Source organism: Mesorhizobium sp. M1295 (genome assembly GCF_040318135.1).
In the GTDB taxonomy this organism is placed as follows: Bacteria; Pseudomonadota; Alphaproteobacteria; order Rhizobiales; family Rhizobiaceae; genus Mesorhizobium.
Map to the genome: position 1 here is coordinate 12,682 of NZ_JAMYLU010000001.1, position 25,577 is coordinate 38,258.

At 63.1% G+C, this 25,577-nt stretch carries 22 protein-coding genes; 13 read left to right on the forward strand and 9 right to left on the reverse strand.

Translation table 11 applies throughout. The features are described from left to right. Positions 1–7: 7 nt before the first annotated feature. From gntR to NKH29_RS00095, 6 genes are all read left to right on the forward strand, one after another. A complete protein-coding gene (gene gntR / locus NKH29_RS00070; RefSeq protein WP_352998760.1) occupies positions 8–1,036 on the forward strand; it encodes an HTH-type transcriptional regulator GntR in 1,029 nt (342 codons plus the stop codon). 317 nt (positions 1,037–1,353) lie between these two features. After that, on the forward strand, positions 1,354–2,478 hold the full coding sequence (locus NKH29_RS00075; RefSeq protein WP_352589840.1) for a sugar ABC transporter substrate-binding protein: 1,125 nt from the start codon (positions 1,354–1,356) through the stop codon (positions 2,476–2,478). 80 nt (positions 2,479–2,558) lie between these two features. Further along, entirely contained in the window at positions 2,559–4,100 is a 1,542-nt protein-coding gene (locus tag NKH29_RS00080; RefSeq protein WP_352481559.1) for a sugar ABC transporter ATP-binding protein, read from the forward strand. Then, a complete protein-coding gene (locus NKH29_RS00085; RefSeq protein WP_023721232.1) occupies positions 4,097–5,077 on the forward strand; it encodes an ABC transporter permease in 981 nt (326 codons plus the stop codon). The genes NKH29_RS00080 and NKH29_RS00085 overlap by 4 nt, the downstream gene beginning before the upstream one ends. Continuing rightward, positions 5,074–6,060 (forward strand): ABC transporter permease, encoded by a 987-nt coding sequence (locus NKH29_RS00090; RefSeq protein ID WP_352495779.1) that lies wholly within the window; start codon positions 5,074–5,076, stop codon positions 6,058–6,060. Before NKH29_RS00085 ends, NKH29_RS00090 begins: the two co-directional genes overlap by 4 nt. A 5-nt stretch (positions 6,061–6,065) precedes the next feature. Next, the gene (locus NKH29_RS00095; RefSeq protein WP_352998762.1) at positions 6,066–6,611 is read left to right on the forward strand and encodes a gluconokinase; all 546 of its coding nucleotides are present in this window, start codon (positions 6,066–6,068) and stop codon (positions 6,609–6,611) included. A gap of 108 nt (positions 6,612–6,719) precedes the next feature. Here NKH29_RS00095 and NKH29_RS00100 read toward each other — a convergent pair whose 3' ends face one another. Together NKH29_RS00100 and tsaA are read right to left on the reverse strand one after the other, a co-directional pair. Then, positions 6,720–7,031 carry a DUF2293 domain-containing protein gene (locus tag NKH29_RS00100; RefSeq protein ID WP_352481556.1) on the reverse strand — a complete coding sequence of 104 codons (312 nt, stop codon included), beginning with the start codon at positions 7,029–7,031 and terminating at the stop codon, positions 6,720–6,722. After that, the gene (gene tsaA / locus NKH29_RS00105) at positions 7,028–7,552 is read right to left on the reverse strand and encodes a tRNA (N6-threonylcarbamoyladenosine(37)-N6)-methyltransferase TrmO (protein WP_352998764.1); all 525 of its coding nucleotides are present in this window, start codon (positions 7,550–7,552) and stop codon (positions 7,028–7,030) included. The genes NKH29_RS00100 and tsaA overlap by 4 nt, the downstream gene beginning before the upstream one ends. Positions 7,553–7,691: 139 nt before the next feature. On the opposite strand from tsaA, the gene NKH29_RS00110 reads away from it, so the two are divergent. From NKH29_RS00110 to NKH29_RS00125, 4 genes are all read left to right on the forward strand, one after another. Next, the gene (locus tag NKH29_RS00110) at positions 7,692–8,714 is read left to right on the forward strand and encodes an ArsR/SmtB family transcription factor (RefSeq protein WP_352998765.1); all 1,023 of its coding nucleotides are present in this window, start codon (positions 7,692–7,694) and stop codon (positions 8,712–8,714) included. Next, complete coding sequence (metF, locus tag NKH29_RS00115) at positions 8,714–9,631, forward strand: methylenetetrahydrofolate reductase [NAD(P)H] (RefSeq protein ID WP_023676795.1); 918 nt, start codon at positions 8,714–8,716, stop codon at positions 9,629–9,631. Before NKH29_RS00110 ends, metF begins: the two co-directional genes overlap by 1 nt. 589 nt (positions 9,632–10,220) lie before the next feature. Continuing rightward, the gene (locus NKH29_RS00120) at positions 10,221–10,658 is read left to right on the forward strand and encodes an MbcA/ParS/Xre antitoxin family protein (protein ID WP_023676794.1); all 438 of its coding nucleotides are present in this window, start codon (positions 10,221–10,223) and stop codon (positions 10,656–10,658) included. A 111-nt stretch (positions 10,659–10,769) separates the two neighbouring features. After that, entirely contained in the window at positions 10,770–11,348 is a 579-nt protein-coding gene (locus NKH29_RS00125) for an RES family NAD+ phosphorylase (RefSeq protein ID WP_352589847.1), read from the forward strand. 8 nt (positions 11,349–11,356) lie between these two features. Here NKH29_RS00125 and NKH29_RS00130 read toward each other — a convergent pair whose 3' ends face one another. Further along, a complete protein-coding gene (locus tag NKH29_RS00130) occupies positions 11,357–12,274 on the reverse strand; it encodes a DMT family transporter (protein ID WP_352998767.1) in 918 nt (305 codons plus the stop codon). A 224-nt stretch (positions 12,275–12,498) separates the two neighbouring features. Between NKH29_RS00130 and NKH29_RS00135 the strand changes: the two genes are divergently transcribed. Beyond that, positions 12,499–13,719 (forward strand): alanine racemase, encoded by a 1,221-nt coding sequence (locus NKH29_RS00135; RefSeq protein ID WP_023721223.1) that lies wholly within the window; start codon positions 12,499–12,501, stop codon positions 13,717–13,719. Between the two features lie 164 nt (positions 13,720–13,883). Here the strand turns inward: NKH29_RS00135 and NKH29_RS00140 are convergent, their stop codons facing one another. Then, positions 13,884–14,615, reverse strand: a complete 732-nt coding sequence (locus NKH29_RS00140; protein ID WP_023721222.1) for an SDR family oxidoreductase — start codon at positions 14,613–14,615, stop codon at positions 13,884–13,886. Between the two features lie 123 nt (positions 14,616–14,738). Here NKH29_RS00140 and NKH29_RS00145 point away from each other — a divergent pair, with 123 nt between their 5' ends. After that, positions 14,739–15,632, forward strand: a complete 894-nt coding sequence (locus NKH29_RS00145) for a LysR family transcriptional regulator (RefSeq protein WP_023721221.1) — start codon at positions 14,739–14,741, stop codon at positions 15,630–15,632. Positions 15,633–15,733: 101 nt separating this feature from the next. On the opposite strand, the gene NKH29_RS00150 is transcribed toward NKH29_RS00145, so the two are convergent. Further along, a complete protein-coding gene (locus NKH29_RS00150) occupies positions 15,734–16,906 on the reverse strand; it encodes a lytic murein transglycosylase (RefSeq protein WP_023721220.1) in 1,173 nt (390 codons plus the stop codon). A gap of 80 nt (positions 16,907–16,986) precedes the next feature. Next, positions 16,987–17,784, reverse strand: a complete 798-nt coding sequence (locus tag NKH29_RS00155; protein WP_023721219.1) for a glycoside hydrolase family 25 protein — start codon at positions 17,782–17,784, stop codon at positions 16,987–16,989. A 318-nt stretch (positions 17,785–18,102) separates the two neighbouring features. Between NKH29_RS00155 and NKH29_RS00160 the strand changes: the two genes are divergently transcribed. Further along, on the forward strand, positions 18,103–19,482 hold the full coding sequence (locus NKH29_RS00160) for a serine hydrolase domain-containing protein (RefSeq protein WP_023721218.1): 1,380 nt from the start codon (positions 18,103–18,105) through the stop codon (positions 19,480–19,482). A 209-nt stretch (positions 19,483–19,691) separates the two neighbouring features. Here the strand turns inward: NKH29_RS00160 and NKH29_RS00165 are convergent, their stop codons facing one another. Genes NKH29_RS00165 through NKH29_RS00175 form a run of 3 tightly spaced genes read right to left on the reverse strand, consistent with a single transcriptional unit; the run spans position 19,692 to position 25,565 of the window. Further along, entirely contained in the window at positions 19,692–20,357 is a 666-nt protein-coding gene (locus NKH29_RS00165; protein WP_023721217.1) for a class I SAM-dependent methyltransferase, read from the reverse strand. Next, positions 20,354–21,652 (reverse strand): BtaA family protein, encoded by a 1,299-nt coding sequence (locus tag NKH29_RS00170; protein ID WP_031194591.1) that lies wholly within the window; start codon positions 21,650–21,652, stop codon positions 20,354–20,356. Before NKH29_RS00170 ends, NKH29_RS00165 begins: the two co-directional genes overlap by 4 nt. A 31-nt stretch (positions 21,653–21,683) precedes the next feature. Beyond that, positions 21,684–25,565: a hydantoinase B/oxoprolinase family protein gene (locus NKH29_RS00175; protein ID WP_352998770.1), complete on the reverse strand. Its 3,882-nt coding sequence runs from the start codon at positions 25,563–25,565 to the stop codon at positions 21,684–21,686. Positions 25,566–25,577: the final 12 nt, after the last annotated feature.

Below are 25,577 nucleotides of genomic sequence, written 5' to 3' on the forward strand. Positions count from 1 at the left end.
GAGTATAGTGATCAAGCCGCGCTCGCGCCGCGGCGGCGGCCGCCCGACCATCGCCGACGTCGCCCGCAAGGCCGGCGTCGGCGCCATTACCGTATCGCGCGCCTTGCGTGAGCCGGGGCGTGTCTCGGAAGATCTGCGCCGCCAGATCGAGTCTGCGGTGAACGAGCTCGGCTATGTGCCCGACCCGAACGCGCGGGCGCTGGCTTCGGCGCGCGCCGAGGTGTTTGGCGTCCTGGTACCGTCGCTTACCAACAACGTCTTTGCCGAAGTGGTGCGCGGCATCTACGACAGCCTGTCGGACGGCCCTTTCCGCATCCAGCTCGGCAACACCCACTATTCCGGCCTCGAGGAAGAGCGGCTGCTGCAGGTGTTTGGCCCGCAACGCCCGGCCGCGCTGATCGTGGCCGGCATCGACCAGACGCCGGCCTCGCGAAAACTGCTGGAAACGGCTGGCTGTCCGGTGGTGCAGGTGATGGAGACCGGGCTCGATCCGGTCGACATGATGGTCGGTTTCTCACATTTCCAGGGCGGCAAGGCGGCTGCGGAACATCTGATCGAGGCCGGCTATCGCCGGATCGGCTTCATCGGCGCGCGCATGGATCCGCGTTCGCAGCGGCGGCTTGCCGGCTATCGCGCGGCGATGGAGGCGGCCGGCTTGTTCGATCCGAGGCTCACGACCACGACGCCGGTGCCCTCCAGCGTCACCCTCGGCCGCGAATTGTTCCGCGACGCGCTGGCCAAGGTGCCGAGCTTCGACGCGGTATTCTGCAACAATGACGATATCGCGCTTGGCGTGCTGTTCGAATGTCATCGCGCTTCGATCGCCGTGCCGAAGACGATCGGCATCGTCGGCTTCAACGATCTCGACATGATGGAGGTTGCTTTCCCGTCGGTGACCAGCGTTCGGACCTATCGCTACGAGATCGGCCGGCGGGCTGTCGCCATGGCGCTTGCGGCTATCGAGGGCAACAGGCCGGAGCAGCGGGTCGTCGACCTCGGCTTCGAACTCAAGCGGCGTGAGAGCACGGCGCGCTGAAGCGAGCTTCAACGCAATGTAAATGGCGCTTTACATAACGTCATGGTAGCGCTACCACTTTTCATAGGCGGGATTTCGCCTCGAAGAGTGGAATCTGTTTATTATACATAAGCGACAGCTCATGCTTGTTTATTATGTATAATATGATTTATGTATAATATGATAGTTTTTTACGGGATTAGCCGGGCAATAAAGGAGGAAATCGGGTCGGCATTCGGTCACCTGAACGCGCAACGGGTATGGCGGGAGGTGCCGGGCCGGGAACGCGCAAATTCATCGACGTAACAACAAACAAACTGCAACTGGGAGGAATATCGATGATCAAGTCACTCGTTGGCGGTATCGTTGCCGCCACTGCTTTTGTCATGCTGAGCTCGTCGGCGATCGCCGAGCCTGAAATCGTCAAGGGGCCATCGGCCGAGCCTGAGTGCTTCGCACCCTGGTCGGCCGATACGCAGTTCTTCAAGTTCCCCAAAAAAGACGGCCCATACCGCATCGCTCTGGCCAACGGCTACATCGCCAACACGTGGCGCATCCAGATGGTGCAGACGGCGAAGGCCTATGCAGCGCAGCCGGAGGTCGCAGCCAAGCTCAAGGAATTCAAGGTGGTCTCGACCGGCGAAGACGTGCCGGCCCAGATTTCGGCAATCAACAATTTCATCGATTCCGGCTATGACGCGATTGTCGTCAACGCTCAGAATCCGACCGCATTCGGCCCTGTCATCAAGCGGGCCAAGGAAGCCGGCGTCGTGCTGGTCGCTTTCGACAACATCCTCGACACCAAGGATGCCATCAACGTCAATGTCGACCAGAAAGGCCTTGGCGAATTGTGGGGCAACTGGCTGGTCAAGCACGTGCCGAACGGCGGCAAGGTGCTGGAAGTGCGCGGCGTCGCCGGCACGTCCGTCGACACCGACCGTCACAACGGCATCCACGAGGTTCTCGACGCGTCCGGCAAGAAGTGGGATGTCACCGAGGTCGTCGGCAAATGGGATGACGGCGTTGCGCAAAAGGCTTCGGCCGACGCCATTGCCACCAATGGTCCCTTCGACGGCGTTACCGGGCAGGGCGGCGATACCGGCATCGTGCAGGCGATGATCGATGCCAAGCATCCGTTCGTGCCGTTCGGCGGCGAGACGGAGAATGGCTTCCGCAAATTCTGCGCCAAGTTCGCCGCTGACGGCCTGAAATGCTCGTCGGCCGGTACCGGCCCGGCTCAGGTTGCGGTTGCCATCAAGACAGCGATTGCGGCACTTGAAGGCCAGGTCGTGCCGCAAGCGGTCAAGCTGCCGCTGGCGATCGTCGAGGATCCGAACTTCAAGGCAGGCCAGGATTACTTCCCCGACCAGTCCGACAATTTCTTCGTCGGCAATTCCTTCCCGACCTGCGGCATCAATTTCACGGCGCAGGAAATCATGGGCCAGAGCAAGGAAAACCAGTAAGCTCCAACAGCCCGACGCCGCGGGAAATCCCGCGGCGTCGGCGCTCGACATCCTGATTGCCAAGCGCCTGGGGAGGGCCGATGGACGGTGCGGTTCCGCTCTTCCGCATGGAAGGCATATCCAAGCGCTATGGCGGCGTGCGGGCGCTGGAAAAGGCCGAGCTGTCGGTCACTCCAGGCAGCATCCACGCCATTCTCGGCGAGAACGGCGCCGGCAAATCGACGCTGATCAAGGTCATGGCGGGGGTCGTCGCGCCCGACGAAGGCCGCATGATGCTGGACGGAAGCGAAGTGACCTTCGCTTCGCCGGCCGCCGCCAACCAGGCCGGCATCGTGTGCATCTTCCAGGAACTGTCGCTTGTCCCCGAACTCAGCGTGGCTGACAACATCGCCATTTCCGATCCGCCCAAGCGTTTCGGCATGATCGACCGCAAGGCACAGCGCCGCGTTGCGGAAGAAGCCCTGGCTCGCGCCGGCGCCTCCGATATCCATCCACTGGCGCTGGTCAAGGATCTTCCTCTTTCAAGAAGGCAGATGGTCGAGATCGCCAAGGCACTGGCGCGCAAGCCACGCATCCTGATCCTCGACGAGGCGACCTCGGCTCTGACCGCCGCTGACGTCGCCAGGGTTTTTGCCGTGTTGAAGCGGTTGCGTTCGGAAGGGCTGGCGCTGCTCTACATATCGCACCGCATGAACGAGATCGCCGAGCTGGCCGACCAGTGCACGGTGTTCCGCAATGGCCGCAATGTCGCCAGCTATGCGGCCGGCACCAAGAGCGACAATGAGGTCGTCGAACTGATGATCGGGCGCGAATACAGCCACATCTTTCCGCCCAAGCCCGCGCGGGCGGCTGCTACAGCCGCGCCGGTTCTCGAGGCGCGCAGCCTGTCATGGACGGATCGGCTGCACGATGTCTCGCTGTCGGTCGGGGCGGGCGAGGTGGTAGGGCTTGGCGGCCTCGACGGCCAGGGCCAGCGCGAATTGCTGCTCGCCTTCTTCGGTGTGCTGCGCGGCCTGTCGGGCCAAATCCTGATCGACGGCAGGCCGGTGGCGATCGCCAGCCCGGCCGCCGCGCGCGATGACCGGATCGGCATGGCGCTGATCCCGGAGGACCGCAAGACCGAAGGCTTGATGCTGCCGATGACGGTGCGCGAAAACCTCTCCTTCGCCGCCCTTGACCGGCTGTCCAGGGCCGGCATCATCGATCGCGCCGCCGAGCAGCGGCTGATCGACGACATGGTCGGTCTTCTGGCGATCAAGACGGCCGGCCTCGACATTCCGGTCGGCGCGCTGTCCGGCGGCAACCAGCAGAAGGTCGTCATCGCCAAATGGCTGATGCGGCAGCCGCGGATCATCCTGCTCAACGACCCGACACGCGGCATCGATGTCGGGACCAAGCAGGAGCTTTACCAGTTGATGCGCAAGCTTGCCGACCAGGGCGCGGCAATTCTGTTCTATTCGACCGACTATGACGAGCTGATCGGCTGCTGCGACCGGGTGCTGGTGCTCTATGACGGGGCGGTGAAGCGTGAACTGGTCGGCGCCGAAATCACCGAGCGGGCGCTGATCGCCAGCGCGCTCAACATTCACGAAGAGATGCCAAAGCAAGGAGCGGACGCGTGAAGGATTGGCGCTACTGGCTTGCCGAACAGCGCGGAACGCTGCTGGCGTTCGGCATCTTCGTCGTCATGTTCGTCATCTACACCTCGAACCATCCGGCGGGCTTCACCGCCAACGTCGTACAGACGGCTTCGAACAAGGGCGTGCTGCTCGCCTTCGTCGCCATGGCGCAGACGCTGGTGGTGATCACCGCCGGCATCGACCTCTCCGTCGGCATGATCTTCACGCTGACCAACTGCCTGGCGTCGTGGCTGGTCGTCGGCACCGGCATCGAGACCGCCTTCGGCGTCATCGCCGTGCTCGGCACCGGGCTGCTGTGCGGGGCAATCAACGGCGCCATCGTTATCTATGGGCGCCTGCAGCCGATCGTCGCCACCATCGCCACCGGCGCGGTCTATTTCGGCATCGCGCTGCTGCTGCGGCCGTTTCCGGGCGGCTCGGTCAATGAGGGGCTCGCCGACGCGCTGACCGGGCGCCTGTTTGGTATTGTGCCGGCGAGCCTGGTGGCGCTGGTGGCGGTCGTGCTTGTCGTCTGGGTGCCGTTCAGCCGGTCGGTGCTCGGCCGCGCCGCTTATGCAGCCGGCTCCTCGGAGATGGCGGCCTACATGTCCGGCGTGCCGATCCGGCGTGGAAAGTTCGCCGCCTATGCGCTTGCCGGGCTGCTTGCCGCGATCGGCGGGCTGTTCCTGACGTTCTTCACCTATACCGGCGATGCGGCCTATGCGAGCGGCAACGCCTATACGCTGTTTTCAATCGCCGCGGTCGTGCTTGGCGGCGTGTCGCTGTTCGGCGGCAAGGGCAGCGCCATCGGCGCGATCTTCGGCGCGCTTGCCTTCCGCACCATCGGCGACCTGCTGTTCGTCTTCGATTTCGATCCGCTCTGGCAGCCTCTGTTCCAGGGCGTCATCCTGCTGATCGCGGTCAGCCTCGGCGCCTTCGCCCTGTTCCGGGTCCGCAACCGGCTGGAGTGGTTCCTGTGAGCGAAACGACTGTGAGTGGTCTCGCCGGCCGCATGCCGAAATTCCTCCGCCGCGCCGACCCGGCGGTGCTGACGGCGTTCGCTTGTATCGTGCTGCTGCTTTTCCTCGGCAGCCTCTATTCGCGCAGCTTCCTGTCGCCTGAATACCTGTTGCAGCAGCTCAAGGTGGCCTCGTTTCTCGGCGTCATCGCCACCGGCATGATGCTGGTCATCCTGCTCGGCCAGATCGACCTGTCGGTGCCATGGTCGGTGGCGGTCGGCGCCATGATGGCCTGTGCCGCAGCCGCGTACGGCCCTGTCGGCGTGGCGCTTGCCATTCCGTTCGGCATCTTCTGCGGTGTCCTGATCGGCATCGTCAACGGCATTGGCGTCGCCTATCTGCGCATTCCCTCGATGATCATCACGCTCGCCACCAACGCGGTCGCGCAGGGGCTGATGGTGGTCTATACGGGCGGTTTCTCGCCGCAGGATTCGGCAACCGGTGCGATGCGCTATCTGGCGACCGGCTTTGCCGTTCCTGGCGTGCCGAACGCAGTTCTCATCTGGGCGCTGATCGGCGCCGCAATGGTGTTCGTGCTGACCCGCACCGGCTTCGGCCGCACTGTCTACGGCATCGGCAACCGCGAGCGTGCCGCCTATCTTTCCGGCATCGACACACGGCGCGTGGTGATGATCGCCTTTGCGGTTTCGGGCGGGCTCTCGGCCTTCGGCGGCGTGCTGTTGGCCGGCTATGCCTCCAAGGCGGCACAGTCGATGGGCGATGCCTATCTGCTGCCGTCGATCGCTGCCGTGGTGCTCGGCGGCACCTCGATCCTCGGCGGACGGGGCTCGTATCTCGGTACCGTCGCCGGCGTCATCCTGATCACGCTCCTGCAATCCATCCTTTCCGTCATGCAGATGCCGGAGGCGGGGCGGCAGATCATCTACGGCGTCGTCATCGTCGCCATGCTGCTGCTCTATGGCCGCGCGCCGGCAAGCCGCTGACCTGCATGACCGGGAAAGACGTGGCATATAAGCCGGCGAGCACTGTTCGAACGATACCCGCCATCGTGGTGATGGGCGTTGCCGGCTGCGGCAAGTCGGTCGTCGGCGAAGCGCTTGCAGCGGCATTGGGCGCCCTCTTTATCGAAGGCGACAGGCTGCATCCGCCCCAAAACGTCGCGCGCATGGCGAGCGGACAACCGCTTACCGACGCGCTGCGCGAGGGCTGGCTCGACGCGATCGGCCAGCGCATGGCCGCGTCGATCGCAAGCGGGCAAGGTGTGGTCGCCGCCTGCTCGGCGCTGAAGCGCAGCTATCGCGATCGCCTGCGCGGCTTTTGCCCGGATATCGTTTTCGTCTATTTGGAGATCGACCCGGCAACGGCGATGCGGCGCGTCGGCAATCGCAAGGGCCACTTCATGCCGGCAAGCCTGGTCGACAGCCAGTTCGCCACGCTGGAGGCGCCAGCGACGGACGAGGCGGCAATAACCTTGGATGGCACGCGTCCGGTCGCCGACATCGTCGCGACTGCCTTGAGCTTGCTGGCACGCTAGTTTAGCGCCTCGTTCAGTCCTGCAACTTTCGAGATTGGCTGTCATCCCTGGATTTCGCCAATCACAATGGTGAAGAGCGTAGAACTCGACGCGTGTGCTTGCATCGCTCTATGCCTCATCGCCATCGTCGAGCAAGCGGGTGGCGCGCCAGCGGGTGAGCACGATGTTGGTCTGTTCGATGACGAAGAAGCGCGCGGAATCGCGGTCATAGCCTTCGGCCAGCAGCTTTTCGTAGTCGGTGTGCATATGGCGGATGTGGGCTATTGTCGCCAGCCATACGGCAATGCTCGGTGGCAAGGTCTTCATATGCACGGCGCCGGCATCGGCACGGATCTTTTCCATGTCGGCATAGGGCGCCAGCGGCAGGAGCGCTGTCAGCGCCTTGGCGATAGCGCGGCGGCGGCCGGTCGGGGCGCTCACTGCTCATCCGGTCTGGGTGACTCGTCCCGCCCGGCCATGGTCGCCTCGGCGAAGGCATCGGTCGAAGCGAAATAAGGCTTGATGTCGATGACCGGCGTGCCGTCGAGCACGTCGATGGCGTCGAGATCGATGCGGCCGATATCGATGTCGACAGCAACCAGCCTGGCGACATGCAGCCCAATTGGGTTCGGCCGGGCAGGGGAGCGCAGCGAAAAGACGCCCTTCGGTTCAACTGCATGGCGGGGTTTCTGGACAATCAGTTGCCGCGGCGCATGGTGCAGCCAGGACAGGATAATCACGTGGCTGGCGCGTTCCAGCCCAAGCAGGCCATCCCGGTAGAGCGGGTCGATGACCAAGTGCGCCGGCTGTCCCGTCTCCCGCGCGGCCCTCATGTTTTTGGGGCAAGTCTCCCGTGTCGTCCAAGGCGAAGCGATGCGGCCGATGAAGACGACATGGCCATCCGGCGGCATCGTTTCCGGGTCGGTTTCCAGAAGCTTTTCGCCGCTGCGCGTTTCGAACATGGTTCTCGCCTCGATGCTTGCGGCTTTGCGCGATCCGCCACGCATGCGTCATTTTCTTGTCCGGAAGCGACATAGCGCTTGCAAGCCTATCAAAATCGACATAAACATATGTTTATATCTTTTCAAAGAGAATGCTCGCATGCATGTCGCTCTCGACACGATGGTAGATACATTGAAGGCGGCAGCCGAATCCAGCCGGCTGCGTATATTGGCGCTGCTGTCGCGCGGCGATCTGACCGTTTCCGATCTCACCGAAATCCTCGGCCAGTCGCAGCCGCGCGTCTCGCGCCATTTGAAATTGCTGCTGGAGGCCGGGCTGATCGGCCGCTACCAGGAGGGCTCGTGGGCCTTCTTCCGGCTTTCGGATTCCGACGCGTCGCGCGATTTCGTGCTCAGGCTGGTCTCCGGCATCCGCGGCGCCGATCCGCAGGTCGAGCGTGATCTCGAACGGCTGGCCGCGGTCAAGCGCAAGCGGCAGGACCGGGCTGCCGAATATTTCTCGGTCAACGCCGCAAGCTGGGACCACATCCGCTCGCTGCACGTGCCGGACCGCGCGGTCGAAGCAGCACTCGTTAAGCTCGTCGGCAAGCGGCCGTTCCAGTCGATGCTCGATCTCGGCACCGGCACCGGACGGCTGCTCGAGATATTTTCGCCGCTCTATCGGCGCGGTGTCGGCATCGACATGTCGCGCGAGATGCTGACGGTGGCGCGCGCCAATCTCGACAAGGCCGGCGTTTCGAATGCGCAGGTGCGGCAGGGCGACATTTTTGCGCCGCCGGTCGAACGCGACGCCTTCGATCTCGTTACCATCCATCAGGTGCTGCATTATCTCGACGATCCTGCCCGCGCCGTCCGCGAGGCGGCACGGCTGTTGCGCCCGGCCGGCCGGCTGGTGATCGTCGATTTCGCGCCGCACACGCTGGAGTTTTTGCGCGACGAGCACGCGCATATGCGTCTCGGCTTCTCCGACCGGCAAATCGGCGACTGGTTTTCCGAGGCCGGCCTCGACCTTGAGGACAGCCAGGAATTCGAGCCTCGCGGCGGCAATGAGGCCAAGCTCACCGTCAAACTCTGGCTCGGCCGCGATCGGCGCATGCTGATTGCCGAGCCTTCCAACGACAGACAACCGGCCAATGCGTATCCGATAGGGGAAACCGCCTGATGAACCAGTTCCGCTTCTCCCGCCGCCCCGACATCGGCGACAAGGTCAGGGTTTCGTTCGAGTTCTTTCCGCCTAAAAACGACGAGATGGAAGCAAGGCTGTGGGATACGGTCACCCGGCTGGAGCCGCTCAAGCCGAAATTCGTTTCAGTCACCTATGGCGCCGGTGGTTCGACCCGCGAGCGCACGGCCCGCACCGTCAAGCGCATCCTCAACGAAACGACGCTGACGCCGGCGGCGCACATGACTTGCGTCGATGCGGCGCGTCACGAGGTCGATGCGGTGATCCGAGAGTTCGCCGATATGGGCGTCAAGCGTTTCGTCGCCCTGCGCGGCGATCCGGCCGAGGGCGTCGGCGCGGCCTACCGGCCGCATCCGGAAGGCTATGCCAATGGCGCCGAGCTGGTCGACGCGTTGAAGGGCGCCGGCGATTTCGACATATCGGTCTCGGCCTATCCGGAAAAGCATCCGGAAAGCCCGGATTTCGCCACCGACTTCGACATGCTGAAGCGCAAGGCCGACAATGGAGCGACGCGGGCGATCACCCAGTTCTTCTTCGACAACGATCTTTATGAACGCTATGTCGAGCGGGCACGGCGGGCCGGCATCTACATACCGATCGTGCCGGGCATATTGCCGGTGCACAATTTCACCCAGGTCGCCAACTTCTCGGCGCGTTGCGGCGCCTTGGTGCCGGCATGGCTGGCCGAGCGCTTCGATGGGCTGCAGAACGACCCGCAAACGCATGCGCTGGTGGCGTCCGCGGTTGCGGCCGAGCAGGTGCTGGACCTTGTCGAGCGCGGCGTCGGCGATTTCCACTTCTACACGATGAACCGGGCCGATCTGGTCTTTGCCATCTGCCACATGATCGGCATCAGGTCGCACGAAGTCGAGGCAGCTGGATCGGCCGCGGCGTAATGCGAAATGTCAAAGATCGGGGGAATGCAAAAGGCCGGGCAAAATGCCCGGCCCTTTCAATGGTTGTAGTATTCGGTGCTGGTCTTCCCCCGCTTAGCGGCCTTATGGAAGGACGCCCATAATGAGGGCGCCGATGAATGCAAACGCAGCACAAATCATCAATGCGTTGATCGGCCTCGTCAGTCCCATGTCATAGCCTCCTCTTAAAGAGCTATGGCGAGAGTCTAGGGTCATTTGTGCCACAGGCAAGCAGAAACTTTGCTGCAATGCGACGAGATTGTGGAATTTGCGACCTGCCGTTTGCCGTTAGGCATTGAAACTCTTTGTCAAAAGCCGGCTCGGGACCTGTGAATAATCTGTGGCAAAGCCGGGGCAGTAACGAGAATGGCAGCGCTACCGCTCCAGAAATCGGATTCGATTTTCGGACCGACTGAAGGTTCGGAGCGTCAGAGCGTCCTTTGCATGTCCAACCGGGTGCTGCACGCCATACGAATGCGATGGGGCAACCAGCAGCGCGTTGTGAGGATAGCCGGGACTTGCATATCCTGCCAATTGGCAGTATATTGTCTGCCAAGTGATGGAGGTTGGAATGAGTGTCGCTTATGCGGTTCGCGATCCTGCAAATCAGGCTTTGCCGGCAAATCTGGCGGATGCCTCGGCACGGGCGCGGCTCACGCCAGCGGCTGTTGCCGGCATCGTCAGGCTCGCAGACATCTGGCATCTGACCAGCACCGAGATATGCACCTTGATCGGCGACGTATCGGAGAGAACCTGGTTCCGTATGAAGAAAGGCGAGTGGGAGGGCGTTCTCTCCCAGGATTCGCTGACACGCATCAGCGCCCTGATCGGCATCTTCAAGGGACTGCGGCTTCTGTTTTCCGAAGCGCTTGCCGATGAATGGGTGCGGTTGCCGAACAAAGGACCTCTGTATGGTGGCCGGCGCCCCCTGGACGTGATGATCGAGGGCGGCATTCCGAAGCTGCTGCAGGTTCGCCAACACATCGACGCTTTGCGTGGCGGACTTTGAATGCAGATCCCGCCGCGCGCCGACATTTCCCAGCGCGACACGATCCGGCTGATTTCGACAGGCAGGCTCAAGGAGCCGGTCCTGATGCCGTTGGCCAGGAATCATGGAGATATGGAGGACCTTGCGGAGCTTGAAGGAGCCACCAGCGGCCGTCTTCAGGCGCAGCAAGGGGGATTGCCCGACCTCGATCCGCGCGAACTGGTCTTCGGGAGGCCGGGCTACACCTTCATCAATGCGGCGTTCGCTTACACCCGTCCGGGCGGCAATCGTTTCAACGATGATGCCAGGGGCGTCTGGTACTGTGCGTTCGATGCGGAAACCGCGCTCGGCGAGGTCTCGTTTCATCTGACGCGCGAGCTTGCTGCGATCGAACGGTTCGAAAACGTTACCGACTATGCGGAGCTCGTTGCCGACTTCATAGGCTCGTTTCACGATCTGCGCGGCGCTGAGTTCAGCAAGGACCCGGTGCTCGATCCGGATACTGCCTTAGCCTATCCTGCCGGGCAGGCGCTGGCGAAGCAACTCCGCAAGCAAGACCCCGCGACCGGTTTTGTCTATCCTTCCGTGAGACATGTTGGCGGGACCTGCCTTGCCGCCTTCCATCCAGATCTCGTTCAGAATCTCCGGCAAGGCGGTATCTGGCGTCTGGAATGGCAGGGTTCATCTGTTCCGGCGATCACGCCCATATAGCGCCATCTCTAACGCCGCCCGAACAGGCGACCGTCGATGGTGACGAGGCCAAGCGCAATCAGCGCCATGCCGCCCAATTCGAACAGTTCGAGCCGCTCGCCCAGGAACAGGAAGCCGAGCAGGATGGCACTGGCCGGCACGATGAGCGTGACCAGCGAGGCGTTGGTGGCGCCGGCCGAGGCGACAAGGTTGAAATAGAGGATATAGGCGAACGCGGTCGACAGCAGCGCCAGCGCCAGCACCGCCGCCCAGACCGGCGGCGAAGCCGAAAACAGATTGGCGGTCCCGTAGGTGAACAGAACGACCGGGATCATGATGATGGTCGAGCAAGTCAATTGTCCGGTGGCAATGACCGGTGACGGCACACCCTTGAAGCGGCGGGCAATCATCAGCGCAATCGCATAGGATAGTGACGCTCCGATGAGCGCGAATTTCGCCCAGACCGGGCCGCCGAGCCCGGCGACGAGGCCGGGACCGATCATCACCGCCGTTCCCGCGATACCGAGGGCGATGCCGGCAAGCTTGTTCCAGGACAGCTTTTCGTCGCTGGTCAGGGCGTTGGCGAGGATCAGCGTCCAGAACGGCGTCGTCGAATTGAGCACCGAGGCGACGCCGGCGCCAAGCTCGGTCTGGCCGGCAAAGATCAGCGAGAAAGGGATGACATTGTTGGCGAGCGCCAGCAGGAAGAACAGGCCGGCATGCGGCAAAGCGAGGCGAAAGGATGGGCCGCGAACCGCAAGATAGAGCTGAAGTGCCGCCGCCGCGATGGTGACGCGGAACAGCACCAGCACCAGCGGAGGAAGTTCCGCCACCGCAATGCGGGCAAAGAAGAACGAACCGCCCCAGATGGCGCCGAGCAGCAGAAGCTGCGCCCAGTCCTTGAGCACCATCGGCCCGCGCATCGAGGTGGTGGCAGCTATCGCCATTGGTCGTCCTCCCAGACGAGATGCCTTGCTCTTCAGGCGTCTGTTCACGCCATACCCGATCCGGCCGCAAGGGCCACCCGAAACCTGAGCGATGGCCTAGCTCGCCCATAACCGGCGTACAGAAAGGCGTAGCGCCGCGAAGCCGGGGCGGCGAGACATAGAATTGTTTTCATTAGCCGCTAGCTTGGATTAATTGTGCGCAGCCTCAGTCAAGGGATTCGTCCATGCAGCGATTCGAAAATGCCCGCGAGGCAGCGCTGGCGCTGCGCCCGGACGATCCGATCTATTGCTTCCGCCCGCAGGTGCTGAAGGCGGACGCCAAACAGTTCATGGGCATGTTTCCCGGCAAGACCGCCTATGCGGTCAAGACCAATGGCGAGCAGATCGTGCTCAACGCGCTGGTCGAGGCCGGCGTCAGCGCCTTCGATGTGGCCTCGCCCGGCGAATTCGCCGCCGTGCGCGCCGTCTCGCCCGACGCCGAGATGCTCTACATGCACCCGGTGAAGGCGCAGTCGGACATCAGGCTGGCGCTGGAGAAATACGCCATCCGCGTCATTTCGCTCGACCATGAGGACGAGATCACCAAGCTGACCAGGGTGGTGCGGGCGCTCGACATCGATCCGGGCGCGATCACCGTGTTCGTGCGCATCCAGACGAAAGGCTCGGCGGCCTACGAACTGTCGAAGAAGTTCGGCGCCGGACCGGCCAATGCGGTGGAACTCGCCGAACGGCTGAACCGAACCGGCTACAAGGTCGGGCTGTGCTTTCACGTCGGCAGCCAGATCGAGGATCCCGACACCTATGAGCGGGCGCTGGCTTCGGCCGACTGGGTGCGCAACCGCGTCGGTTTCGACATTGCCGGGCTCGATGTCGGCGGCGGCTTTCCGGCCGAATATGGCCATGACCCGAACAGCCGCAAGCCGGAGATGCCGTCGCTCGGCCAGATCATGTCGCGATTATCGGGCGACCTCCAGGAGTACCAATTCGACCAGATGCCGCTGGTGGCCGAGCCCGGCCGGGTGATCGTGGCGCGCTGCCTGTCGCTGATCGTGCGCGTGCTGCTGCGCAAGGGCAAAAGGCTCTACATCAATGACGGCATCTGGGCGTCGCTGTCGGATTCATGGACCGGCAAGATCACGCTGCCGGCGCGCTTCATCCCCGATCCGGCGATCCGCTCGCGCAATGGCGAGGACAAGACCATCGTGCCCTTCAAGGTCTGCGGCGCGACCTGCGATTCCGTCGATATATTGTCGCGGCCGTTCTGGCTGCCCGAAACCGTCGATACCGGCGACTGGATAGAGATCGGCCATATCGGCGCCTACTCGCTGTCGCTCAGGACACGGTTCAACGGCTTCTATCCCGACACCTTCGTCGAGGTGGCAACGCCATTCGACGAAGGCGACGCGCCGCAAGGGTTCGCCAGCCTCGAGACGATGGCGGATTAGTGAATAGTGAATAGTGAATAGTGAATAGTGAATAGTAGTAGCTCTTGTGCTCTGCGCGGCTCAGGTGTTGTTCTTTTCACCATTCACCATTCACCATTCACCATTCACCATTCACCATTCACCATTCACCATTCACCATTCACCATTCACCATTCACCATTCAGTCAGGCTACTCCGCCGCCGGCCTGGATGTTCTCGCCGGTCAGCCAGCGAGCTTCGTCCGAAGCCAGGAAAACCGCGACATCGGCGACGTCGCGCGGCCCTCCGATCCGGCCGAAGGGCGACATGCCGGCGGCCACGGCCCGGTCCCGCTCCGGAAGCAGGTCGGTGTCGGTGAAGCCTGGCGAAAGCGCATTCACGGTAACGGCGCGCGGGCCGAGTTCGCGCGAGAGGACGCGGACGAACTGCTCGACGGCTCCCTTACTGCCGAGATAAAGCGCCGTGTGCGTGAAGAACATCTTCGTTCCACCGGTGGAGACGGCAATGATGCGGCCACCGTCGCGAACGCGGCGCGCCGCTTCCTGAAGCGTGAAGAAGGTGCCCTTGGCATTGGCCCCGAACACATGATCGAAGTCCGCTTCGGTGGCCTCGACGAGCGGCTTTATGACGGCGACGCCGACATTGGCTACGACGATGTCAATCGGCCCCATCTGCCGTTCGGTTTCGTCGAACAACTTGCGAATGTCGGGGATGCTGGAGACGTCCGCCTGGATGGCGACGGCTTTTCCGCCAATCCCTTCAATGGCGGCAACGACTTCCCTGGCTGCTTTCTCGTTGCCGACATAGTTGACGACCACGGCAGCACCCTTGGCCGCGAGCCCCTCGGCGATGGCGCGTCCGATGCCGCGCGAGCTGCCGGTCACAAGTGCGGTCTTGCCTTCGAGTGGACGATGCATGGCTGTTCCTTCGTCTGGCTACGGCCGCCTCGATCGAGCGGCGTTCCGGGGAAAAGCTAGGGGCATGCTATTGCTCAGAGAATAGCCTATTATCTAACTGACTTGTTAAGCCTGAGGTACATAATGCGAGGAAGCGAGTTTTCCGAACTCACGGCATTTGCAGCAATCATCGAAGAGGGAAGCTTTGTCCGCGCCGCGGCCAAGCTCAGGATTTCGCCTCCAGCACTCAGCCAGACGATACGTGGGCTGGAAGAGCGTCTCGGTGTCCGCCTGCTTAACCGCACCACGCGCAGCATGTCGCCGACCGCTGAGGGCGAGAAGCTGTTTGCCCGCATCGCACCGGCATTCGGCGAACTGGAAGGCGCCGTCGCGGACGCGCATGCATCACGCGGCCGGCCAGCAGGCTCGCTGCGCATCAATGTTCCGCGCATCGCCGCCACGCGTTTCATCGCGCCGATCCTCGGCGATTTCCGCCGCGCCTATCCCGATATCGCCCTCACAATCATTGTCGACGACATGCTCACCGACATCGTCGAGGGCCGCTTCGATGCTGGAATCAGACTGGGTGAGCGGCTGCACAAGGATATGGTGGCTGTGAAGCTCAGCGAGGAGCTCGAGATGGCTGCAGTGGCGGCGCCGAGGTATCTGCAGCATCACCCGATACCCCGTCACCCCGCGGACCTGCATCAGCACCAGTGCATCAATTTCCAGTGGCCGAGCGGCGGCAATCTCTACCGGTGGGAGTTCGCCCGAGGCCAACGTGCCCTGGAAGTGGCCGTCAGCGGTGGCCTGACGGTCAACGATACGGACCTGATGATCGGGGCGGTTCTGGATGGGGTCGGCGTGGCGTACATGCTGGAATACCAGGTCCGGCCGTGGATCGAAGCGGGAAAGCTCATCCGCTTTCTCGAAGCCTGGTCGCCGAGATTTCCGGGTTTTTATCTATATCACGCAAGTTCCCGGCAGGTTCCCGCGCCGCTGCGAGCCTTCATCGATTTCTTGCTTGCCAGGCGGTGATGTGAATAGTGAATAGTGAATAGTAGTAGCTCTGGTGTTCAGTGCGGCTCCGGTGCTATTCTTTTCACCATTCACCATTCACCATTCACCATTCACCGCCCTCACAGCCCCGCCAGCAGCTCGAGCGTCGGCCAGCCGTCGACCGGCAGGCCCAGCCGCATCTGCTCCTTGCGGATCGCTTCGCGGGTGTTGGTGCCTAAAATGCCGTCGACGGTGCCGACGTCATAGCCTTTCGCCTCGAGCTTGGTCTGTAGCGCCTTCATCTGGTCGCCGTTGAGGCCGGGTTCCGGGTTGCGCGGATCGAATCGCGGCGCGCCCCCCAGCCGGGCGGCAAGATTTGCCGCGGTCAGGGCATAGGTGAAGGATTGGTTCCACTCGAGATAGACGTCGAAATTGTCGTAGGTCAGGAAGGCTGGCCCCTTGCGACCCATGGGCAGCGCCAGGCCGGCCTTCAGGCCGTTGTCGAGAAGCGGCGTACCGTCGGGCCTGGTAACGCCCCACTGGGTCCATTGCATCAACGGCAGCTTGTTGGTGCGTCCCGTCTGCTCCCACGGCAAATCGTCGGGCACACGGACTTCCTCGATCCAGGGCTGGTCGCGCTTCCAGCCGCGCGACTGGATCTTGCTGGCCGTGCTCATGATCACATCAGGCGCGCTGCCGCGCAGGTCGACCAGGCCATTGCCGTCGCCGTCCACGCCGTGGCCGAGATAGTCGGAAGGCAACATCTGCGTCTGGCCGATCTCGCCGGCCCAGGCACCGGTCACGTCGGCCGGCACCACGCCGCGATCGATCAGCATCAGCAGCGGCACGATCTGCGGCCGGAACAACTGCGGGCGGCGGCAGTCATGCGAGAGGCTGACCAGTGCGTTCAGTGTGTGGAAATCGCCTTGCACGGCGCCAAAATCGGTTTCCAGGGCCCAGAAAGCAGCGATGACCGGCGCCTGGACGCCGAATTCGCGATCGGCGCGGGCAAAGATCTCGGCATATTTTTGCAGATTGGCCGCGCCTTGCTTCAGTCGATGCGACGAGATCATGCGGTTCGAGAATTCGATGAAGGTCTGGGTGAAGACGCCCTGGGCGCGGTCGCGTGCCAGCGCCTTCTCATCGAGGGTGGCGTTTTCCAGCGCATCAAGGCCGGCAGCGCCGACGCCGGCCGCCCTGGCCTCCGCCGCCACGCCCTGCTTCCATGCCTCGAAATCGCCGCCGCATTGCTGTGCCGCGGCCGGCACGGCGGTCAGGAGCAGCGCCGCGAGAATTCCAAAGCGCGATCGCATCGCCATCCTTCCGAGAAGATTACCAGCGGTTGCGGGTATTCGTCATTGGCTGTGTCGAAAAGCAGGCGGCAGGCCTGGTGTCAACGGGTGTTCTGCCGCAACCACTTCTTCCAGGCGGCTTCGGAGCCGTTGAAGACGTTGATGTCGGCGTTTCCGGCCATGCCCGGCACGACGCCCGTTCCGGTATACTGCCAGAAGGTGAATGGATGGCTGCCGTATTTCTGGCGCGGGTGCCCGGCGACGGAGCGCAGCCAGTAGGGGTAGGCCCGGAAACCCGATAGACCATTATCTTCGAAGAAGTCGACCGACGTGTAGATGATCGGCTTCTTGCCGTAGTGTTTTTCGACGATTTTGAGGAATGTGCTCATCTCGCTGCGTACCGTGGCGGAATCTGGCCGCAGCTTGCAGGTCGGCGATTTCGGGTTCCATTCCATGTCGAGAACGGGCGGCATCGCCGAACTGTCTTTGGGCACGTTCTGGATGAACCAGCGCGCCTGGGTAGCGGCCGGCGTGCAAAAGTAGAAGAAATGATAGGCGGCACGGGGGATACCCGAGGCCTTCGTGCGGCTCCAATGCTCGTTGAAAGCTTCATCGAACCGGTCTCCGCCTTCGGTAGCCTTGATAAAGGCAAAGGAGATGCCGCTGGCCCTGGCCGCCGGCCAGTCGATCGATGTCTGGTATTTGGAGACGTCGGTGCCGTGGACGGCGTAGCTCCACGGTGCGCCGCTATCCCATTCATGCGGGTCGGAATCGGCAAAACGGGGCGCGCGTACCGCAACCGTCGGGGCGCTGGACGACGACAGCGATGGCGTCAGATCATCGACCGTCGAGCAGGCACCAAGCAGCATCAGCGTGATGAGGACCGCGAAACGGCGCATCGCTACTTCCCGAGCCGGTTTCAGCCGGCCGCTGATGGGTCTTTCCGCGGGTGGCCCCTCGACCGGGCGCGACGCGTTTGAAACTGACTTACGCGAAGCGCCTGGATCTTCGTTTCATGCATTCCCAAACCGTTGCGCAGTTTGGGACACATGCATGCAAGCCCAGCCGGACGATCACCCCACAGAATCGCCCAGTCCCTCGTGATCGCCGATCATGGTTGATATTCGGTTGACGGCGCTCGACAAGAGCCGCGATTTTGCCGAAACAATGGCGGCAAATCGATGACATAGATCGCGCTCGGGGGGAATTCGAAAAAAATGCAGATCCTTCTGAAGTTCGTCAAATGGCTGCTGGGCCTGGCTGTGCTGGCCGCTGCGATGCTCGCCGGCTGGCTGTATTTCGCGCCGCCGGAACTGATCCGCGTCGGTTCCGGCTATTCGGCCAAGATCGTCTGTTCGAACGTCTTCATCGCAGGGCGAGACGCCGACGACGTGCTCGCCGTCGATGTGCAGGCGCCGGGCCATCCGCTGCTGAAGCTGATGAGAGTGTCGGTGGACAAGGAGAAGGGAACGGTTTCGGCGGGCCTGTTCGGCGGGCTCGGCAAGAGTGTCGCGGTCGCCCGCGACGGGCTCGGCTGCGCCTCGGTTCCCGACAGCGATATTGCCGCCGCCAAGGCTGTCGCGGGAGTTGCACCGACGCCGGCGCCGCTGCCCGATGCGATCTGGCCGGAGGGCGACAAGGCCGATGCCTCGCAGGATCCCGAGGTCACGGCAATCCTCGACGATCCGGCATTGACCGGTGCTGGCATGCGGGCGGTGGTGGTGGTCAAGAACGGCCGCATCGTCGCAGAGCGCTATGGCGACGGCTTTTCCGAAAAGACCCCGCTACTGGGCTGGTCAATGACCAAGACGGTGAATGCGGCGATCGTCGGCACGCTGATGAAGGACGGCAAGCTGGCGATCACCAACCAGGGCCTGTTTCGACCCTGGCAAGCAGATGGCCGTGCCGTGATCAGCCTCGCCGACATGATGGCAATGTCGAGCGGACTGGAATTCAACGAGGATTATGGCGACGTCGCCGATGTGACGCGCATGCTCTATCTCGAACCGGACATGGCAGGCTTTGCCGGATCCAAGCCGCTGACCGGCGAGGTCGGCAAGGTGTTTTCCTATTCGAGCGGCACGGCGGTGATGCTGTCCCGATTGTGGCAGGACGCGATCGGCGACAAGGACAAGGCGCTGGCGTGGCCGAGGGTCGCGCTGTTCGATCCGCTCGGCATGCGGAGCGCGGTGCTAGAGGCCGACGAGCACGGCACCTTCGTCGGCTCGTCCTATCTCTATGCCACGGCACGCGACTGGGCGCGCTTCGGCCAATTCCTGCTGCAGGGTGGCGTCTGGAACGGCAAGGCGATCCTGCCCGCCGGCTTCGTCGACTGGATGCGGGAACCGGCAACTGCCTCGAAGGTCTACGGCAAGGGGCAATTATGGATCGAAGGGCCGGGCGACGAGGAAAATCCCGGCGCCGGCATTGCCGCCGGCCTGCCCAAGGACACCTACTGGATGGAGGGGCATGATGGGCAAACGGTCGCCATCATTCCCTCCGAGCAGCTGGTTGTGGTGCGGCTCGGGCTGACGCCGGCCAGGCTCGGCTACCGGCCGCAGGTAATGGTGGCGGCGCTGGTCAAGGCGCTGCATTAGGCTGTATCGATATTCAGGTGATACCGGCCTGCAAACGGCGGTTTCCTGCGCTTCCGGCCTTCGCCGGCCAAAGCACTCATGAGCGGTCGTGGCAGTTAAGGCTACGGCCGGCGTAGGCCGGTGCTCACGTACCCAAAAGTACACCCCGCGCCGGTTCTCGGAGCCCACCGTTTTCGACTCGGCCTGACCTGAATCTCAACACACCCTGGCTATCGACCTAGGCCGATCACAGCGAGCCACGCATAGCCGCGATAAAGCGCTTGGAAACGGAAGCTTGCACCGGTTCTTGCAGATTCCGAATCCAGAACCGCGCGCAGCGATTGACGTGGCTCGACATGGAATTTTTTCAGCCAGCCGCGCAGCAGCGTGCGGAACCAGCGGGGCAGGGCCTCCTGCTGGCCGAAATCGACGATATGCAGCGAGCCGCCAGATGACAGGGCAGCAAGAGCCGCGGATACCGTCTTCTCCCAGCCGGGGATCATCGACAGCGAATACGAGACAAAGACGCGGTCGAAATTTTCGACGCCGAACAGCGCCTTTGCGTCGAAATCCGTGGCATCGCCGCGCGCCAGCGTGACGCGGCCGGAGAGGCCTTCGCGGGCAAGGGCGGCGGTGGCCGTCTCCAGCATCTCGGCCGAAATATCGAGGCCGAAGAAGCGCGCGCCGGGATAGCGGCGGGCGGCAAGGATGATGTTGCGGCCGGTGCCGCAGCCGAGCTCGAGCACGGTGCCGCCGGCCGGCACATCCAGGCCGGCGATAAGCCGGTCGCGACCGAGCAAATAATATTTGCGGGTCAGGTCGTAGATATGACGCTGCCAGCGGTAAACGCCGTCCATCAGCTCGGCATGGCTGGCCGGCAACTCGGTCGTGCTCATGCGCCCTGCTTCACGTAGAGATGAAAGCCGCCATAGATCGCCGAGCGGTCGCGCGCCGAAAACTCGCGCGAGGCGTCGTTCTCGTAGCGCCACTGGTCGAGCAGCGAATTCGAGACGCGGCCGGGCAGCAGGCTGGGTTCCGCTGCGGTGCGGAAGATGACGCGGGCGCCGGTGGAGGCGGTTCGGGTGATCTCGGCCCACAACCCGTTGAGCTGGTCGTCCGTCATCCAGTCCTGTGCGTCGAGCAGCACGAAGCGGTCGACCGAACCGGCATCCTTGCCGGCAAGGAACTCGATCAGATTGGCATGGTGGATTGCCACGCGATCGACATTGTTGCGGATCGTCTTGTAGTTGCGCTTTTCGAGATAGGCGGGCAGGGCGGCCTCGCCGGGATTGGGATAGCGGCGGGCAAAAGCCTGCCAGGCGAAATAGTTGGTCTTCAGCGGAAAATCGCAGGCGAGCTTTTCCAGCCGCGCCTTGAGCACGCTGGCCATGGTGCCGTCACCCGAGGTGATCAGCGAATCGTACTGGGCCGGCGGAATGCCGAGGCCGAACAGCGAAGCTTTTCGCGAAGTCGCCCATTTCAGCAGCGGTTTTTCGAAGACCGGCGCCAGCTCTTCGTCGAAGAAGCGGCGCTGATCGGCGATGCTCTTGGCGTCCATGATGTCGGCCGGGTCGACGCCGAAGAATTTTGCGGTGCGATGGCCCATGGCGATGAACAGGCCAAGCAGGCCGGTCTGGTAGAAATTGCGGTCGAAGACAGCGATGCGGCGACGGCCGCGCCAGCTGCGGCGCTCCCAATAATGGCGGCTGACCGGGTCGAGATGCGGTGCGATGAAGCGGTCGTAGGCCTGCGAATTGTGCCCGGTCTCAGCCGCGCCGAAGAAACGGAACAGGTCGCCCTGCGACGGCAGGTGACGGACGGCTTCGAGCTTCATACGGTTCAGCGCGATGTGGGCGGTGTTGAGGTCGACGGCATCGATCCTTTCCGGCGACCGGGTGAGATAGGCGAGGATGTTGCAGCCGCCCGAGGCAATGGTGACGATGCGGTGACCCTTGCCGAGCTGCATCGCGTCCATGTCGATTTCGGGGTCTTCCCAGATCTGCGGGTAGACAAGGCCGGAGAACAGGAAGGCGAACAAGCGCTCGGAGATGCCGGCTTTCGACAGCGGGCGGTTCTGGTAGACGGCTTTGCCAACTTCCTTGCCGCGGCGAAAAACCAGTTCTCCAGAAATGTCCGTCATGGCAAGGCGATTCCCCGTTTGCTTTGCCGCAAGCGGGTAGCGCAGGGTCATGACAGGCCGGTGACAGCCTGTTGACGCGAGTTCAGGCCTTGCCAAATCCACCAGGCGTCGGCGTCGTCACGATGACTGCCTCGCCGGCGTCGAGGATGGTCTGATCGCAGGCCTTCAGGACCTCGACGCGGCCATCCTTGCGGCGGATCTTGGTCGAGCCAACCTCGCCATCGCCGCCGCCGTCCAGGCCTTGCGGCGGGCGGTTGCGATGCGAGGACAGGATCGCGCATTCCATTTTTTCGAGGAAGCGGATGGTGCGCTTGGTGCCGTCGCCGGCATTCCATTTGCCTTTGCCGCCGGAACCTTCGCGGATATGGAAATCTTCGAGCAATACCGGGAAACGCAGTTCCAGCACTTCCGGATCGGTCAGGCGCGAATTGGTCATGTGGGTGTGGACGCCGGAGGTGCCGTGAAAGCCGCGGCCGTCGTTCATGCGGCCGGCCGGCGAACCGGAGCAGATCGTCTCATAATACTGGTACTGCTTGTTGCCGAAGGTGAGATTATTCATCGTGCCTTGCGCATTGGCCATTGCCCTCATCGCGCCGAACAGCGCGTTGGTGACGTGCTGCGAGGTCTCGACATTGCCGGCGACGACTGCCGCGGGATAGGCGGGCTTCAGCATCGAGCCGTCGGGAATGACGATGTTGATCGGCCGCAGACATCCGGCATTCATCGGGATGTTGTCTTCGACCATGACGCGGAAGGCATAAAGCACCGCGGCACGGGCGACCGGCTCTGGCGCGTTGAAATTGTTCTTCATCACTGGCGACGTGCCGGTGAAGTCGACGGTCGCTTCGCGCTTGTGCCGGTCGACCGATATCTTCACCTTGATCATTTGGCCGGTGTCGGTCGGATATTCGTATTCGGAACTGTCGGGCAGCCGCTCCACTACGCGACGCACGCTTTCGGCGGCATTGTCCTGGACATGGCCCATATAGGCTTCGACGACGCCAAGGCCGAAATGCGCGACCATCTTGCGCAGCTCGGCGACGCCCTTTTCGTTCGCGGCGATCTGCGCCTTGAGGTCGGCGATGTTCTGGTGCGGATTGCGCGCCGGGTAGGGGTGGTCGGTCAGCAGCGTCTCCAGGTCCTTCTCGCGGAACCTGCCGCGATCGACGATGCGGAAATTGTCAAACAGCACACCTTCCTCATCGACGGTAGTGGCAAGCGGCGTCATCGAGCCGGGCGCGGTGCCGCCGATGTCGGCATGGTGGCCACGCGAGGCTACGTAGAAGAGGATCTCCTCCCCCCTCGAGGGGGAGGTGGCGGCGAAGCCGCCGGAGGGGGTCGTTGCGGCAGTGCTCGACGCATTTGTGGTGCCTTCTGAGAGGACCCCACCCGGCCGCTTCGCGGCCACCCTCCCCTCGAGGGGGAGGGAAAACACCGGTGTCACCACGGTGATATCAGGCAGATGCGTGCCGCCATTGTAAGGGGCGTTCAGGGCAAAGACGTCGCCGGGGTGAATGTCGCCGGAATTGAGCCGGATGATGGTCTCCACCGAGCGGTCCATCGAGCCGAGATGCACCGGCATATGCGGCGCGTTGGCGACCAGCGCGCCATTCCGGTCGAAAACGGCACAGGAGAAGTCGAGCCGCTCCTTGATATTGACCGAATAGGCGGTGTTCTGCAGCGTTACGCCCATCTGCTCGGCGATCGACATGAACAGATTGTTGAAGACCTCCAGCATCACCGGATCGGCTTCGGTGCCGAGTGCGGCCTGCCGGTGCTTCTTCTCGATGCGGCGCATCAGTACATGGTCCTTGGCGGTGATCTCGGCCTGCCAGCCGGGCTCGACGACGATGGTCTGGTTCGGCTCGATGATCAAAGCGGGGCCGGCGATCTTGTTACCGGGCTTCAGCGTTTCGCGAGGGAAGATGCCAGCGTCGCGCCAGATGCCGTCGACGAAAATTTTCCGCGTCCCGGAAGGACTTGCGGCCTTGTGTTCAAGAAATGAATCGCTTTCGTCGCGGCCGGTGCTGCCGGTATCGGTACCTTCGACGCCGACCGATTCGACGATCATCGGCTTGTCGTCATAGACGAAGCCGAACTGCGCCTTGTGCGCCAGTTCGAAGTCCGCCTTGGCCTGCGCAATCGAGCCGTGCCCAAAGTTCACAGGCAGCGCGGTATCGGTGCCGTCATAGCGGATCTGCAGCACCGGCTTCGAGGCGACCGCGTCTTCGGTGATGCCTTGCGCGGCGAGTTCGTCGATGACGGCTTTGCGCAGCGTTGCGATGAGCTCGTTGATCGCCGGCCCGGAATCGTCCGCCAGCGGCTTCAGCAGCGCCTGCTGGCGTGACGCAAACACCGAGGACAGGCCGATGCCGTATGCCGAGAGCAGGCCGGAAAAGGGATGGATCAGCACAGCCTCCATGCCGAGCGCATCGGCGACGAGGCAAGCGTGCTGGCCGCCGGCGCCGCCGAAACAATTCAGCAGGTATTCGGTGACGTCGTAGCCGCGCTGCACCGAAATCTTCTTGATGGCATTGGCCATGTTTTCGACGGCGATGGTGACGAACCCTTCGGCAACGGCTTCCGGCGAGCGGCCGTCGCCGATTTCGGCGGCAAGTGCGGTGAACGTCTCGCGAACTGTCCGCACGTCGAGCGGTTCGTCCTGGCCCGGCCCAAAAATGGCCGGAAAGAAGTCGGGCTGCAGCTTTCCCAGCATGACATTGGCGTCGGTGACCGCAAGCGGACCGCCGCGCCGGTAGGCGGCCGGGCCGGGATTGGCGCCGGCCGAATCCGGCCCGGCGCGAAAGCGGCCGGCCTCATAGTGCAGGATCGAGCCGCCGCCGGCGGCGACGGTGTGGATGCGCATCATCGGCGCGCGGATGCGCACGCCGGCGACCTCGGTGTCGAAGGCGCGCTCGTAGTCGCCATCATAGTGGGCGACATCGGTGGAGGTGCCGCCCATGTCGAAGCCGATGACTTTGCCGAAACCGGCGAGTTTTGCCGTCTCGACCATGCCGACGACGCCGCCGGCCGGGCCGGACAACAGCGCATCCTTGCCCTGGAACATGTCGGCGGCGGTGAGGCCGCCCGACGACATCATGAACATAAGGCGGGGGGATTGGCCAATCTCCCCCGTTGTGGGGGAGATGCCAAGTGGCGGCAAAGGGGGCAGGGCAGAGGGGGGCGTGACAGACTGAGATGTTGGCGGGACAGCGCCCCCCTCTGTCGGCTTCGCCGACATCTCCCCCACAAGGGGGGAGATTGGCGCGGCACCCAGTTCCGCCGCAACCCTTTGCACATACCTTGCCAGGATCGGCGACAGATACGCGTCGACCACCGTGGTGTCGCCGCGGCCGACCAGCTTGATCAGCGGCGAGACCTCGTGGCTGACCGAGACCTGCGAGAATCCGAGTTTTCGACAGACTTTGGCGACCGCCTTTTCGTGATCGGGATGTTTCCAGGCATGCATGAAGACGATCGCGACCGCATCGATACCGTCAGCCTTGGCCTGTTCGATGGCAGGACGCACGGAGGCGATGTCGAGCAGGCGTTCGACACGACCGTCGGCGCGCACGCGTTCGTCTATCTCGATGACGTGCTCGTAGAGCTGTTCGGGAAGGATGATCTGCTTGGCAAAGATATCGGGCCTGGCCTGATAGGCAATCCTCAGCGCATCGCGGAAGCCCTTGGTGATGAGCAGCAGCACGCGGTCGCCCTTGCGCTCGAGAAGCGCATTGGTGGCAACCGTGGTGCCCATTTTGACGTCGCCGATCAGAGCGGAGGGGATTGGGGCGCCGGGCTGGACGCCGAGCAGTTCGCGAATGCCCTGGATGGCAGCGTCGGCATAGGCTTCGGGATTTTCCGAAAGGAGTTTCCTGGGATGCAGCCCGCCTTCCGGGTCCCGGCCGATGATGTCGGTGAAGGTACCGCCGCGGTCGATCCAGAAATCCCATCTTGCGGTCATGGCAGCGCCTCC